The organism is Brevundimonas sp. FG128 (genome assembly GCF_057809775.1).
The window spans coordinates 643,883-658,448 of the sequence record NZ_JBMDKP010000002.1 but is presented as its reverse complement, the minus strand read 5'-3'; the positions used below and the strand labels follow the sequence as shown (position 1 = coordinate 658,448).

Genomic DNA, 14,566 nt, shown 5'->3' with positions numbered 1-14,566 from the left:
GTTCGGATTTGCAACCCTTGCCAAACGGCTGACGCGAGGTCACTTTCGGCCCATGGGACGCACCGCCGACTACAGCCGCCAAAGCTGCTCTATCGCCGCCACGCTCGAGGTGATCGGCGATCCCTGGACCTTGCTGATCATCCGCGACGCCTTCAAAGGGGTCAGCCGGTTCGAACAGTGGCAGGACAATCTGGGCGTGGCGCGCAACGTCCTGGCCGCGCGCCTGAAAAGCCTGGTCCAGCACGGGGTGCTGGAGCCGCAGCTTTACTCCGAACGCCCCCCGCGCAACGAATATGTCCTGACCGCCAAAGGCAAGGATCTGTACGGCGTGCTGGTGACCCTGCACGGCTGGGGCGCCAAACACGTCTATGGCGACGCCGACAGCGGCATCGACATGGTCCACAAGACCTGCGGACACACCCTGACGCCGCGCATCGCCTGCGGCTGCTGCAACGAGATCGTCAAACCCAGGGACATCCTGCTGACCCGCGCCGAGAACCGGCCGACGGTGGGCGATGTGATGCCGAAGGAAGCCGCCTAGGCTCGATTCCTGCTGCCGTTTTCTGGCAGCAAGTCTGCTAAGGTCGTGCGGTGTCCCGGTCCGAACGCCTTCTTGATCTGCTGAACGTCATGCGGCGGCATCGTCGGCCGGTGAGCGGGCAGGTGTTGGCGGATCAGATGGGCGTCAGCCTGCGCACCCTCTATCGCGATATCGCCAGCCTGCAGGCGCAGGGCGCGACGATCGAGGGGGAGGCGGGGGTGGGCTATGTGCTGAAGCCGGGCTTCCTGCTGCCGCCGCTGATGTTCACGCCGGAAGAGATCGAGGCCCTGGTGCTGGGCTCGCGCTGGGTGGCGGACCGGGCCGATCCGCGCATGCGGGATGCGGCGCTGGCGGCCCTGGGGCGGATTTCGGCGGTGTTGCCGCCCGATCTGAGAGATGAGATGGAGACGTCCGCCCTGCTGGTCGTGCCGGGGGCGCCGTTCCCGGCGGACCCGGTCGATCCGGGCCTGCTGAGGAAGGCGATCCGCACCGAGCGGCGGTTGAGGCTGTGCTATCGTGACGAGGCGGGTGCGGCGTTAGAACGCGTGGTCTGGCCCTTCGCCCTGGCCTTCTTCGACCGGGTTCGGCTGCTGATCGCCTGGTGCGAACTGCGCGGCGACTTCCGTAGCTTCCGCACCGACCGCATCGTCGAAGCCGAGGTGATGGAGGCCCGCTATCCCGCCCGTCGGCAGGTCCTGATGAAGACCTGGCGCGAAGCGCACGAAAAGGCGAACCCGTCTCAAGCCTGCTGACGGAAACTGGCAGCAGGCTGGTCTAGGCTCCGTCGTGTTGAAGCGAGGCCTGGGCTGATGACCGATATCGAAGACATTCTTCTGGCTGTCGCGGATCCCGAGACCAGCGCGCGATTCTATGCGGGCCTGCTGGGTTGTCGGCCGGTGATGGCGGGGCCGGATCGGGCGCTGTTCGTGCTCAGTTCAGGCCGGGCGCTGGGCCTGTTGCGGCGGGCGGGCGATCGGGGCGAGGTGTGCGAGGTGGATTTTCCGCTGGATGGCGCAGCCGCCGTAGACCAAGCCCACATCGACTGGTGGGACCGCGGCGCGCGCATCCTGACTCCGCCGATCGACACTGAGCCGGGCCGCAGCTTCGTGGCGGGCGACCCTGACGGTCACCGGCTGCGGGTCTATGCCGTGGCGGCCTGACCCGAGAAGGGCATCGCCTGATGTGGTTCAGGCGATCTCGTCGCCCCGCGTGGCGATCAGGGGAATGACGATCTCTTCCTCATCGCGCAGGTGGCGCAGCACGTGGGGGCCCATCGTTGCGATGACGTCCGCCAGAACGCTGGCGCGGTCTGTTACCGCGGGGGCGCCGGCCTTGAGGTCCTGGTGGAAGGCGACGGCGGCCTGGAACAGACGGTCGATGTCTTTGTGGACGACGTCATGGTCGCGGTCGAGCAGGTCGATCCCGTGGGCGATGCGGGGCTCGACCCGGCGGAAGGTCGGGAAATACTGACCGCTTTCGATGCGGTGGTGCATGTCCAGATGCTGCAGGAACTGCTGCACCGCGGGGATCAGACGGCCGTGCAGACCGGGCAGGTCCGTGTGGCCTGCGCGCCAGTGGTCGGCGACGGCGACCATATGGGCGTGCTGGCGTCGGAAGTTCTCGTGGACCCCCAGCCAGAAGCGCGCCATTTCTGCCAGTGTCGGCTCGCCCCAGCGGTCCTTGGGATAGTCGGCCAGAAGCACACGCATGTCGTCGGGCAGGCCGGCGCGCGCGTGCAGGTGCAGCGGATCGCCGGAGGGGTCAGACAACGGCCGTGGTGTCCGAGATGAAGCCGCCGCCCAGGACGCGGTCGGGATCGCCGGGGTCGTACAGCGCGCAGGCCTGACCGGGCGCCACGCCTTCCTCGCCCTGATCGAAGACGATGGAGACGGCGCCGTCGATCATGCTCAGGCGGGCAGGGGAGGGCTGACGCGTCGAGCGGACGCGGGCCAGGACCGGGATATTCGCCTCGGCCGCCTCGGAAATGGTGGCTTCGTCGCCCAGCCAGTTGGTTTCTTCCAGCGTCAGGCTGGCGGTCAGCAGGGCTTCGCGCGGGCCGACGATGACGCGGCGCGTCTCGGGCTCCAGCTTCGTCACGAACAGGGGCTCGCCCACGGCGACGTTCAGGCCGCGACGCTGGCCGATCGTGTAGTCGGTGATGCCCGCGTGGGCGCCCAGCACCCGGCCGTCCATATGGACAATCTCGCCGGCCTCGCGGCCCTGCGGACGCAGGCGGTCGATCAGGGTGCGATAGTCGCCGGACGGGACGAAACAGATGTCCTGACTGTCCGGCTTGGCGGCGATCTTGAGCCCCAGTTCGGCGGCGACGCCGCGCACCTGGGGCTTTTCCAGATCGGCCAGGGGGAAGCGCAGATAGTCGAGCTGGTCCTGCGTCGTGGCAAACAGGAAGTAGGACTGGTCGCGCGAGTGGTCGATCGCCTTGCGCATCTGCGAGCGATTGCCGTCGACGGCGCGGCGGACGTAGTGGCCCGTCGCCATGGCCTCGGCGCCCAGGTCGCGGGCGACGTCCAGCAGGTCGCGGAACTTGACCGTCTGATTGCAGCGGATGCAGGGGACCGGGGTCTGGCCCTTCAGATAGGAGTCGGCGAACTGGTCGATCACCGCGTCCTTGAACCGGCTTTCGTAGTCCAGGACATAGTGGGGGATGCCGATCATCTCAGCGGCCAGGCGGGCGTCGTGGATGTCCTGGCCCGCGCAGCAGGCGCCCTTCTTCTTCAGCGCCGCGCCGTGGTCGTAGAGTTGAAGCGTTACCCCCACCACGTCATAGCCGGCCTTGTGCAGCAGGGCGGCGACGACGGTGGAGTCCACCCCGCCCGACATGGCCGCGACGACGCGGGCCCCGACCGGCAGGCCGACCGCCGCCCGCGCGCTCTCGACCGCCGCATCCATGTCGGTGCGGACGATATTTGGAACGGGGCAAAAGTCTTCGACCAGGGTCATTGCGGCCATTTAGTGCGGAACCCGCGCGATTTCGAGGCCTGTAACGAAAAGGGCCGCACCCGTCGCCGGATGCGGCCCTTCGTCGTCTTCGGGGAAACCCTTAGGAGCGGTAGCTCTGGATCCGCGTCGTGCGCAGACCCTGCATGCCCCATTTGTCGATGGCCTTCTGCCAGGCGAGGAATTCTTCCGCCGTCAGGCGATACTTCGCCAGGGCGTCGTCAAGGCTGAGCAGGCCGCCGCGCACGGCGGCGACGACCTCGGCCTTGCGGCGGATCACCCACCGGTCCGTATTGGACGGCGGCAGATCGTTCAGGGTCAGGGGCGTGCCAGTCGGTCCGACCACGTATTGTTCGCCTTTGCTATTCAGGCGTCGCTCTTGCAACATGGGCTTATGCCTCTTTCACCAACACCGTAGTGTCATGAAGGTAGGCGTCCCCGACTAAGGTCCGTTTAAGCGTCGTGGTGAAGGAACGGATAAAATCCATCCCTGCCCGCACGACTCTGTAAACCTTGATTGCGCGACGATTCATCGAGACTAACGCTTACTTACTCGCCGATCAGCGTTTGATGTTGATCAGCTCGGCCAGCATTTCGTCGGCCGTGGTGATGATCTTGGACGAGGCGGAATAGGCCCGCTGGGTGGTGATCAGGCCGGTGAATTCGGCCGACAGATCGACGGTCGAGGACTCCAGCTGTTGGGCCGCGATGGTGCCCGCGCCCCCTGTGCCTGCGGCCTTGAGGTTAAAGGTGCCGGATTGCAGGCTGACGCTGTAGGCGTTGCCGGAAACCTCTTTCAGGCTATCGGGGCTGGGGAAGGTGGCGATGGCGACCTGGGCGATGCGGCGCATCACGCCGTTGTCGAAGACCGCCGTCACGAAGCCGCTCTCGTCGATGGTGATCTCGCTCAGATTGCCGAAGGCGGTGCCGTTGGTGACCGTCGACTGCACCACCGAAGCCGTGTTCAACTGGCTGAGACCGCCAGCCGAAGTGTTAAGGTCGAGCGTCACGGTCTGGGCGGCGATGCCCAGGCCGTCGGCCCATTTGATCTTGCCGTCGTCCAGCGGATCGTTCGGATCGATGGTGTTGTCGGGATCCGATTCTAGGAAGGACAGGGTGGCGTTCTCGGGATCGTCGAACAGGCCGGTGCCGGCCGGCCAGGACTTCATCGTGTCCACATCGAGTCGGCCGGACGGCGTGAAGGCGATCAGCCCGGTCTTGATCTGACCGTTGGAGTAGGGGGCGCCTGTGACGACGTCGTCTGCGGGAACCGCCACGACTTCGGCATACCACTGGTTCGGCTGGTCGCTCTTCAGGAAGCGGATTTCCAGGTTGCGTTGACCGCCCTTGGAGTCCGAGACCGGGATATTCATCTTGAAGTCGGGCTTAACCCCGACAGGATTGTCGTCGTCGGCGTCATACATCGCCATCGAGTTGACCGAAGGATCGTACTTGGTCTTGGCGATGCCGTCCGTGGTCAGGCCCAGGTCGGCGAAGTCCAAGGTGTATGGCGCTCCCGCCACCGGCGGTGTGCCGCTGGTAGGCGTGATGGTGATGTCGGTCGCCGTTGCGGTGGCTGAGCCATTGGTGCCCGCCGAGGGAACGAAGCCGGTCAGGGCGCCGGCCGCGTAAGTGGCGGTGCCGGTGATCTTGGTGATGCCGGTCTTGATCGTCACCTCATAGGTATTGGCGCCGGTGCGGGCGTAGGAGACCGAGACATCATGAGTGCCGGGCGTCGGCGCCGTCGTGTCCTCGACCCCCTTATAGACCTGGGCGCCGGCCGCGCTGGAGACTTCCTGAGTGGAGCGCAGGTTGGCGTTGATCTGAACGCGTGTGGTCGGTTCCGCCGTGCCGCCGACCGAGCCGATGTTGATCGAGCGAAGACGCGACAGATCGGACGGGTCGGTCGAGATTTCGCCGTTGGAATCGACGGGCCAGCCCTGGAGGTACAGACCTGCGCTGTTCTTCAGATAGCCCAGCTTGTCCACGCGGAATGCGCCGGCGCGGGTGAACAGGCGGCTGTCCGTCGCTGCGACGCCTTCAGCCTGGGTCGTGGTCACGAAGAAGCCCTGGCCGCTGACGGCGAGGTCGGTGCTTTCCGTCGTGCGTTGAAGTTGCCCTTCCTGGCTGATGAAGGACCGCGCATTGGCCACGACGCCGCCGGCGGAATAGCCGCCTCCGGCTTTGCTCTGGCTGTTGACGAGGGTCTGGAACTCACCCTGCGTGCGCTTGTAGCCCACGGTGTTGACGTTGGCGATGTTCTGGGAAATCGCCGCCAGGGCGGCGGAGTTGGCGGCGAGACCGGACACGCCGGCCAGCATGGCGCTGTTGAGGCTCATGGAGAACGCTCCTTAAATGGAAATCATCGGGAAGGCGGCGGAGCGCATCATGCGGCCGCCTCCTCGGTCGGGACGTCCGGATTCTCCGTATCGTCGGTGTCGTTATCGGCCTGCGCCTTGATCTCGTTCAGCGAGATCACGGTCGAAAGCGGAAGGATGGAATCGCCGATCACCAGGTACGGCGCGCCGTCGTACATCTCGACGCCGGTGACGCGACCCTGGATCAGCGCCTGGCTGGCGACCTCCGCGCCGTTCTCGTCGCTGGCGGAGACCTTCAGAGTGTAGACGCCGTCCTCGTCGGCGACATCGCCGCCCTTCAGCTGGCCTTCCCAGGTGAAGGAATGGATGCCGGAGGTCTTGTCGGGGGCGGGGCCTTCCCACACCACCGAACCCTTGCTGTCGACGACCTGCAGGTTCACGTCCTCGGCGTCGTCGCCCAGTTCGTAGGCCCAGGTGGCCTTGCCGTCCTTGAACTCGGTGGCGGTCCAGGCGGCCGTCACGTCGCGGCCGATGTAGTTGGAGGCGTTGTCCAGACCGCCGCCCGCCTGGGCGGCCAGCAGGCTGGTCAGCAGGTCGTTGGTCAGCAGTTGCTGTTCGACGCCGGCCATTTGAGTCAACTGGGCCGTGAACTCGTTGGAATCGAGCGGCGACAGCGGATCCTGGTTCTTCATCTGCGTGGTCAGCAGCGTCAGGAAGGTCTCGAAGTTCGAGGCCAGCATGGTGGTGCTGTTGTTCAGACGACCAGTGGCGTCTGCGGTGTTGGTGACGGCGTCGACCATGGGGTCAGACCTTCAGATCGACGCGCTCGGGCGTCTGTGAGTGGTTGATCCAGGCGCCAGGCGCCGGGACGATGGGAGTGTCGGCCTGGGCCGCCAGGCGAGAGCCGCCGGCGAATAGGGCGTTGCGTTGCTGTTGGCGCTCGAATGCGCCGCCGCCCGAAGACGGATCGCGCTGCGAGAAGTCGAGCGCATCGCCCGCCACCTGGAAGCCGGCATCCTGAAGCTGACGACGCAATTCGTCGGCCCGGCCGCGCAGGTCCGCGGCGGCTGCGGGATTGTCGAAGGCGAGGCGAGCCGAGAGCTGGCCGTCCTTGCCGATCTCCAGGCTGACATCGACGCGGCCCAGATCTTCAGGCGTCAGCACCATGTCGAACCGGGTCGAGCGGCCGTCCAGCTTGCGCGCGATCTGGGCGGCGAGGTGGGCGGTGGTCTCCACCGTGGCGCGCGATAGGGTCGAGAGACCCAGATCGCGCTCTGACGCCACGGCCTGCTGGATCGGTTGCGCCTCGGCGGGAACGGCGCTGCTCGGCGGTGCAGCGGTGGGTAGGGCAGAGACGGGAGCGGGCGCCGAGGCGACCGCAGGGGCGGATGCGGCCGCCGGCTGGACCGCCAGCTGGGCGGCGGACGCGCCTGCGTCGGCCATCGACTGCGCGGCAGGGGCCGCCGTCTCGCCCTTGCCGGAATGCGTTGGGGCCAGGCCTTCGCCCGCCCGATGCGCCAACTCGTGCCGCGCAGGGCGGATCGGCGCCGGTTGTGGAGTCGCGGGCGAGAGCGTCTGTGATTTCGCCGGTTCGGGCGCATCGTCATCGGCCTTGGCGACGTCATCGGGCGAGACGGCCGGTTCGGCGTCAGCGGACGCCTCCTGTGCGGCGATCGCCGCGACGGCCAGATCGACAGCGACAGGCTGGACAACCTTGGGCGCAGGCGCTGTGACCGAAACCTGAACCTGAACCTGCGCCGTGGGAATCTGTGTGGCCGTCAGGGCCTGGGCGAGCTGAGACGGAGCGGCGGCTGCCGCATCTGACCGAACAGGTCGAGCATCGGCTTTTTCAGCGGGGGCTGCGGGCGCCGGAAGCGGCGTGGGCGGCGTTGCTGCAGGCTTGGCCTCCACCGTCGAACTGACCGGCGGTTCACCCGGCGTTGCGGGGGCCGAACGTTTCGAGACCGAAACAGGCTGTGCGGCCGGTTCGGTCTTCGCCGTATCGGGCGTCGGTGCGGCCTTAGCGGTCACGGGGGGCTTCGGCTCGGCCGGCGCTGAGGTAGCGGCCTGTGGAGGCGCGTCGTCGCTGACGAAATCCGAGACCTTGCCTGTGACGCCGCCTTCTTCCTTCCCGTCCGGTTTAGAGTTTGGCTGCGTCTTGGCGGGTACGGCGGACTGGACAGGCGCAGCGGCCACTTCCTCCTGCAACGCAGACGTCACCAGGACGGCGGCCTCAGGGGAGGCGGCCTCAGCAGAGGCGACCATAGCCGCGGCCTCTGTCGCCTTGTCCGAAGCGGGATCGACCGCCCCCAACGCGATCTCGGAGGCTTGAGACGGCGAGATCGGCGGAGTCGTTGTGGTCAGGGGCGCAGCGGGGTGCGTGATCAGAGGTATGACCGGCGTCGTCGGAGTGTCCGTCGAGGCGACCTGGGCCTCGGTATCGACAGGCGTTGCGTCCTCGTCGATGACGACATCCTCAGCGGATGCATCGTCTTGCGAGACGCCGGGCGCGGCGACGGCGGTCTCAGGCGTCACAGCAGTCTCCGCGTCCGGATCGGCAACGGGAGCATCGGTCTTGTCGGCGTTCGCCTGGACCAGCAGGGCGCCCAGCGATAGGGGCGACGTCAGGCGACCGGCGGGAGGCGCGGTGTTTTGCTCAATGCCCAGAGCCGCGTCCAGCACGCCGGCGATCTTGCTTGAGAACAGGCCGGCGTCCGCCTGTGTCGCACCCGGAGCAGCCGAGGGCGTCCCGGTCGAAACCGGGGCGGCAGGCGCGAAAAGGGCGGAGGCGGTCGGCATGAAGCGCAGGAGGCTTTCGTATCGGAGACGGCGGCGCCTGCTGCGCCAAAGGGTTCGCCCTCTCCGACGCAAGGGTCGGGCCATGGAATAAATTCAGCAAAAACAATAGAAAGCGCCGTTCCCTGTTGAACCGGAAATGGGGCGATGGTCGTTTATTGCCGCGCCATCGCCACTTTTTGCCCGGCTGGGCGGCTGGCGGCCTCCGGCGCGCAACGCGCACCTCGGTCCGGGATGACGAGTGCTGTGACGCAGTTGGCCCGGCCCTTGCGCATCTTTCTGATCATGACGCCCGTCCGATCCGTGATTTCTTTTGAAAACAATGCTCTGCATGAGCGCGGACGGCGCGTGGCTGGGCAAGAATTGCGCCTGATGGTGCAGGGCTTGCCGGGTGAGGCAGGGGAGACGCGTCCATGTCGCTGAACTCGATCATGAACATCGCGACGTCGGGCCTGCAGACTGCGCAGGCCCAGTTGCGCATCACCGCCGACAATATCGCCAACGTCGATACGCCCGGCTACGTCCGCAAGATCGCCGACCAGTCGGCCGCCGTCACGGGCGGATACGGCGCCGGCGTAGATGTGACGCGGGTGCGGTTGGCGACCGACCGGTTCCTGCAGGCGGCCGGGTGGAGCGCGGGCGCGGATGCGGCGCGCCAGGGCGTGCGCTATGAACTATATGACCAGATCCAGAACCAGTTCGGCGACCCCAGCAGCGACAGCAACTTCTTCGCCCAGGTCGACAAGCTGTTCGCCAGCTATGCGACGCTTGCGGAGAGCCCTACCTCTTCCGCCGCACGTCAGGACACGATCCACAAGACCCAGTCGATGTTCAACGAGGCGGCGGGGATCGCCAGCCAGATCCAGGCCGCGCGTCAGGAGGCCGACGGACGGTTGCTGAATGCGATCGAGACCGTCAACCCGCTGCTGGAACAGATCGACAAGCTGAACAAGACGATCGCTGCGGGATCCGTGACCAATCAGGACGTCACCGGCGCCCAGAATACGCAGCTCAGCCTGATCAATGAGCTGTCGCAATATATGGATGTGAAGGTCGAACAGCGCTCCAACGGCGGCGTGACCTTGAAGACGACGACGGGAATGAGCCTCGTGGGCGAGGGTCATGCGACCCTGTCGTACAAGTCCGCCGGGACGGTCGATGCGACCACCGCCTTCTCCGACATCATGATCACCGAGCCAAACGGCACGCGCTGGCCGCTGCTGGACGGCGTGTCTTCAGGCGAAATCCGCGGCCTGGTCGAACTGCGCGATATCGACGCTCCTGCGGCCGCCGCCCGATTGGGCGAACTGACGGCGAAGCAGGCGGACGAGCTGAACCGCGCCCATAACGCCAACAGCAGCGTGCCTGCGCCGACGACGCTGACCGGGCGCAACACGGGACAGTCGCTGGAAAACGCCCTGACGGGCTTCACCGGCAGAACCACCATCACGACGGTCGACGCCGCAGGCGTGGTTCAGGCCTCCGCAGAGATCGTCTTCTCTGGCGCGACGATGACGATCAACGGCACGGCGGCCGACCCGACAACCTTCCTTGGCGTACTCAACACCGAGCTGGGCGGAACCGCGACGGCGAGCTTCGCCGGCGGCCAGCTTCAGCTGTCCGGCGCGGGCGGGAACGGAATCGCGATCGCCGACGACGCAACGACGCCCAGCGACAAGGGCGGACGCGGTTTCTCGCACTGGTTCGGCCTGAACGATCTGGTCACGACCACGACGCCGACCTTCTACGAGACGGGGCTGACCCTGGCGTCGCAGCACGGCTTCGATGCAGGCGAGAGCATGACGTTCCGCTTCTCCGGAAGCTCGGGGTCTCGCGAGCGGGACATCACCGTGGCGGTGCCTGCGGGGACAGGCACGATGGGCGAAATGCTGTCGGCCCTGAACGATCCGGTGATGGGCGTGGGCCGATACGGGTCGTTCAGCCTCGACGCCTCGGGTACGCTGGCCTTCAAGGCTTACAATCCCGCATCTACGACGATGAGCGTGGTCACTGACGGCACGACCCAGGACCCGTCGGGACTGTCGATGTCCCAGATTTTCGGCTTGGGCGGAATTGGCGCCACCCGCGCGGGGGCCTATTCGGTCCGCAGCGACATCCAGCAGGATCCCGGCAAACTGGCCTTGGCGCAACTGAACCTGTCGGCTGCGGCCGGAACGCCCGCGCTGAGCAAGAACGACGGGCGCGGCGGGCTGCTGCTGGGCGACGTCGGCAAGCGCAACGTCGCCTTCGGCGCAGCCGGCGGCTCCTCCGGCGGAACCAAGACCCTGTCGGCCTATGCGTCCGACTTCGCCGGCGAGATCGGCGGCAAGGCGGCGGCGGCCAAGACCCGCAGCGAGACCGCCACCGCTCTGGCCAAGGAGGCGGACAGCCGCCGCACCTCCGCCGAGGGCGTCAATATGGACGAGGAGCTGGTCAATATGACCACTTTCCAGCAAGCCTATAACGCCTCGGCCCGCCTGATCCAGGCGAGCAAGGATATGTACGACGTTCTGATCGGAATCCTGCAATGACGCGCGTCGCGACCAATGCGAACTACCAGTCCGCCCTTCTGAGCCTGATGAACGCCCAAAGCCGGGCGCAGCAGGCGCAGGAGCGGATCGACAGCGAGAAGATCGCCACCGACATGTCCGGCTATGGCCGAGGCGCCGAGCAACTGACCAGTCTGACCTCGACCCAGGCGCGGCTGGACGGTTTCATCGCCACGGGCGAGACCGTGGCCGCGCGATTGAGCGCGCAGGACCTGGCCATGAGCCGTATCGCAGAGGGCGGGACCGGCGCACGCGAGGCGATCGCCGAAAGCCTGGCGGCGGGACGGATCGACAATCTGATGACCGAGCTCGGTCTGCAATATCAGACCGTTCAGGGCGGCCTGAACGCCCAGCATCAGGGGGTCTATCTGTTCGCGGGCGGTCAAAGCGACGTGGCGCCTGCGACGGCCGCGACCATGGCAGACCTTGCGGCCGCCCCCTCGACCGCCTCGACCTTCGCTAACGACACGCTGAAGCAGAAGTCGCGGATCGACGAGAAGACGACCGTCGAGACCGGTTTCCTGGCCAATGAGCTGGGCGGGCCTTTGACCGACGTCTTTCGCAATATGCAGGCTTTCCAGAACGGCACGCCGGTGACGGTCAATGGCGTGACCTATACCCCAACCGGCCCCGGCACGCTGACGGGCCAGCCTGACGCAAACATCTCCGCCTTCCTTACCGCGCAGATGGGCGAACTGGACAAGGCCAACGAGGGCCTGACCAACCAGAACGCCAAGAATGGCCTGATGGAGAACCACGTCGGATCGGCCCTGGATGCGCAGGAAGGCCAGAAGAACGCGCTCGAGAAGATGATGCAGGACAAGTCCGGCTATGACCCTGCCCAGGCGATCACGGATCTGCAGCTCGCCCAGGTCTCGATCGAGGCGTCGGCGCAAATCATCAACTCGCTGAAGAACAGCTCGCTGCTCAACCTGCTGCGCTGAGGGGGGATATCGCGGCTTTTTCTCCTTCTACAGAGGGATCGCTGATGCTCTCGTCCGCAAGCCCTCTACCGCCGAAGAGGGAAGTGCGATGGGGGAGGATTTTCAATCCGGTCGCAAGCGCCTAAATGCGCCCCATGACCCATTACACCGAAGGCCTCAGCCAGCTCGGCGCCCAGACCGCCGCCCCGACCAGTCCCGAGACGGCCGTGCTGGAACGGGTGCCGAACCCGCATGCGGACACGCTGTATCTGGCCCGGTTCACGGCGCCCGAGTTCACCAGCCTGTGCCCGGTGACGGGCCAGCCGGACTTCGCCCATATCGTCATCGACTATGCGCCGGGCGACTGGCTGGTCGAGTCCAAAAGCCTGAAACTGTACCTGACCAGCTTCCGCAACCACGGCGCCTTCCACGAGGACTGCACCGTCGCAATCGGCAAGAAGCTGGCCGATCTGCTGGCCCCCAAATGGCTGCGCATCGGCGGCTACTGGTACCCGCGCGGCGGCATCCCCATCGACGTCTTCTGGCAGACGGGCGTGGCGCCGGAGGGGCTGTGGCTGCCGGACCAGGGCGTGCCGACCTATCGCGGGCGGGGGTGAAAGTCCGCTATCGGTTTAAGTTCGCGCTCAGCCAGCCGGCGGCTTTGAGTTCGGCCACCTTGGCGCGCGAGACCGGCGCTTCCAGCCCAGAGGTCAGGGCTAGGCGCAACCGTCTTCCGTCGTGTACGACGCCTTGAACGGCGTGGCGCGCCACCCACCAGGATCGGTGGACGCGCATGCCTTCGATACCCCCTTACTTGTTCGATGGCGCGACCCAGCGACGACAGGATCAGGACCGATCCTTGAGGCGTATGTAGTCGGACATAGTGGTCCTCCATCTGGAAGCACAGCAGGTCGCGCCCCAAACGATGCGGCAGACGGTCCAGGATGCGCGATGCGTCAGCCGATGGGGTCTTGGTCCCAGCCGGCATCCGAGCATAGGCGGCGACGTAGAGTGACATGTAGACGAAGGCGACCAGCGCCGTCTGACCATACCATTCAACCCAGCCGACGGCGTCGCGGATGTCTGGCCAGAAACCAATGGCGATGAGGCGTGTCACGACCGCCAAGGGCAGGCTGACCAACAGAGAGACGACCGGAACCCAGATCCAAGTCGCAACGCCTAGGCGTCGGGCCGGCGGCCAAGCCAGCCGAACCGCCGCCCCGACCGCCAAGGCGCTGAGCAGGCAGACCATTATCCAGTAGGCCAGACGAACGGGCAGGCTGTCGTTGAAGAAGCTTCCGAAAGGTCCGGTGATTCCCATGACGACGCCGGCGACTGCGCCGGCTGCAAGCTCGATCGCCCAGGCGCGAGGCGTGTTCAGCGTGTCGCTAACCGCATTGTTCATAAGGCGACTATAGCGACGACGGCTCGAAGCGGAACCGTTCGCCCTGTCGCGTAACCGTTCGCCCGTTCACGAAACCCGGCTGGCGCCGACGAACGGTGGCCGCGCAGATGACGGACCAGTCACAGAGGTCTTCATGTTGTTTCGTTCTTGGCGCTTTCTTCACGCTTTGCTCGCCGTCCTGTCCGTCACCGCCGCGGCTCAGGCTCAGGCGCCCGATCAGATGATCCGGTTCACCGACCGCCAAGGAGAGACGATAGAGGGTGGAGTCTGGTTACCGGACGGTGATGCTTCCGCTCGGCCGCTCGTGGTCATCTCTCACGGCAACAGTGGTTGGTATCGGGGGCACTACGACACCGCCGAGGCTTTGGCGGACGCCGGCTTTGTCGTCGCGGCCTTGACCCACCCCGGCGACAATTTCCGTGACCAAAGTCGGGCCGTGCAACTGACCGGCCGCGCACCCCAGCTCAGCGCCCTGATCGATTATATGACCGGGGTTTGGAGCGGCCCGGTCGCTATCGACCCTGAACGGATCGGAGCCTTCGGTTTTTCCGCTGGCGGGTTCACCGTGACATCTATCGTGGGTGGGGTTTCAGATGCGCAAGCCATACTGGGTCATTGCAGGGCTCATCCGAACATCTTTGCATGCCGCCTGCTTGCCGCCCACCGGTTTGACCTGGGCGAGTGGCGGCCGGAGACACGCGATGTCCGTGTTGGCGCAGCCGTGATCGCCGCCCCGGCCTTTGGCCAATCCTTCACCACAGAAAGTCTGGCGTCGGTCTCGATCCCTGTACAGCTATGGCAGGCAAGCGATGACGAGATACTGCCCGCCCCATACAACGTGGAGCCGATCCGTGATCGCCTGGGACGCGCACCGGACTATCACCATGTCGAAAACGCGGGACACTATGACTTTCTAAGCCCCTGCACGCTCGAAATGACCCTTGAGTTGCCGGTGCTTTGCACGTCGCCGCCAGGCTTTGATCGTGCCGCGTTCAAGGCGACGTTCAACAATGAGGTCGTGGCTTTCTTCAGCGAATTCTTTCTGTCCGTAGAACGCTAGGCTGGCGGACCGAGAA

14 protein-coding genes are annotated in these 14,566 nt (G+C 66.0%); 7 read left to right on the top strand and 7 right to left on the bottom strand.

What is annotated here, in order from left to right; all coding sequences use genetic code 11:
- Positions 1-52: 52 nt before the first annotated feature.
- Genes ACODSC_RS07630 through ACODSC_RS07620 form a run of 3 tightly spaced genes read left to right on the top strand, consistent with a single transcriptional unit; the run spans position 53 to position 1,701 of the window.
- Positions 53-541, top strand: coding sequence for a winged helix-turn-helix transcriptional regulator (locus ACODSC_RS07630; RefSeq protein ID WP_488813283.1), 489 nt, complete (start codon positions 53-55; stop codon positions 539-541).
- Positions 542-591: 50 nt separating this feature from the next.
- Positions 592-1,293, top strand: a complete 702-nt coding sequence (locus ACODSC_RS07625) for a helix-turn-helix transcriptional regulator (protein ID WP_488813282.1) — start codon at positions 592-594, stop codon at positions 1,291-1,293.
- A gap of 57 nt (positions 1,294-1,350) precedes the next feature.
- On the top strand, positions 1,351-1,701 hold the full coding sequence (locus ACODSC_RS07620) for a VOC family protein (protein WP_488813281.1): 351 nt from the start codon (positions 1,351-1,353) through the stop codon (positions 1,699-1,701).
- A gap of 27 nt (positions 1,702-1,728) precedes the next feature.
- On the opposite strand, the gene ACODSC_RS07615 is transcribed toward ACODSC_RS07620, so the two are convergent.
- The 6 genes from ACODSC_RS07615 to ACODSC_RS07590 form a co-directional block, all read right to left on the bottom strand.
- Positions 1,729-2,310 carry a hemerythrin domain-containing protein gene (locus ACODSC_RS07615; protein ID WP_488813280.1) on the bottom strand — a complete coding sequence of 194 codons (582 nt, stop codon included), beginning with the start codon at positions 2,308-2,310 and terminating at the stop codon, positions 1,729-1,731.
- Positions 2,303-3,511, bottom strand: a complete 1,209-nt coding sequence (gene mnmA / locus ACODSC_RS07610; RefSeq protein WP_488813279.1) for a tRNA 2-thiouridine(34) synthase MnmA — start codon at positions 3,509-3,511, stop codon at positions 2,303-2,305. Before mnmA ends, ACODSC_RS07615 begins: the two co-directional genes overlap by 8 nt.
- A gap of 91 nt (positions 3,512-3,602) precedes the next feature.
- The gene (gene sciP / locus ACODSC_RS07605; RefSeq protein WP_026108337.1) at positions 3,603-3,887 is read right to left on the bottom strand and encodes a CtrA inhibitor SciP; all 285 of its coding nucleotides are present in this window, start codon (positions 3,885-3,887) and stop codon (positions 3,603-3,605) included.
- Positions 3,888-4,059: 172 nt separating this feature from the next.
- Positions 4,060-5,838: a flagellar hook protein FlgE gene (flgE, locus tag ACODSC_RS07600; RefSeq protein WP_488813278.1), complete on the bottom strand. Its 1,779-nt coding sequence runs from the start codon at positions 5,836-5,838 to the stop codon at positions 4,060-4,062.
- A gap of 47 nt (positions 5,839-5,885) precedes the next feature.
- Positions 5,886-6,617: a flagellar hook assembly protein FlgD gene (locus ACODSC_RS07595; RefSeq protein ID WP_488813277.1), complete on the bottom strand. Its 732-nt coding sequence runs from the start codon at positions 6,615-6,617 to the stop codon at positions 5,886-5,888.
- 4 nt (positions 6,618-6,621) lie between these two features.
- Positions 6,622-8,616, bottom strand: a complete 1,995-nt coding sequence (locus ACODSC_RS07590; RefSeq protein WP_488813276.1) for a flagellar hook-length control protein FliK — start codon at positions 8,614-8,616, stop codon at positions 6,622-6,624.
- 410 nt (positions 8,617-9,026) lie between these two features.
- Between ACODSC_RS07590 and flgK the strand changes: the two genes are divergently transcribed.
- The 3 genes from flgK (at position 9,027) to queF (ending at position 12,702) form a co-directional block, all read left to right on the top strand.
- A complete protein-coding gene (gene flgK / locus ACODSC_RS07585; RefSeq protein WP_488813275.1) occupies positions 9,027-11,144 on the top strand; it encodes a flagellar hook-associated protein FlgK in 2,118 nt (705 codons plus the stop codon).
- The gene (locus ACODSC_RS07580) at positions 11,141-12,106 is read left to right on the top strand and encodes a flagellin (RefSeq protein ID WP_488813273.1); all 966 of its coding nucleotides are present in this window, start codon (positions 11,141-11,143) and stop codon (positions 12,104-12,106) included. The genes flgK and ACODSC_RS07580 overlap by 4 nt, the downstream gene beginning before the upstream one ends.
- 134 nt (positions 12,107-12,240) lie before the next feature.
- Complete coding sequence (gene queF / locus ACODSC_RS07575; RefSeq protein WP_488813271.1) at positions 12,241-12,702, top strand: preQ(1) synthase; 462 nt, start codon at positions 12,241-12,243, stop codon at positions 12,700-12,702.
- Here the strand turns inward: queF and ACODSC_RS07570 are convergent.
- Positions 12,684-13,490 (bottom strand): hypothetical protein, encoded by an 807-nt coding sequence (locus ACODSC_RS07570; RefSeq protein WP_488813269.1) that lies wholly within the window; start codon positions 13,488-13,490, stop codon positions 12,684-12,686. The genes queF and ACODSC_RS07570 overlap by 19 nt on opposite strands.
- 133 nt (positions 13,491-13,623) lie before the next feature.
- Here ACODSC_RS07570 and ACODSC_RS07565 point away from each other — a divergent pair, with 133 nt between their 5' ends.
- Complete coding sequence (locus ACODSC_RS07565; protein ID WP_488813267.1) at positions 13,624-14,550, top strand: alpha/beta hydrolase family protein; 927 nt, start codon at positions 13,624-13,626, stop codon at positions 14,548-14,550.
- Positions 14,551-14,566 lie beyond the last annotated feature (16 nt).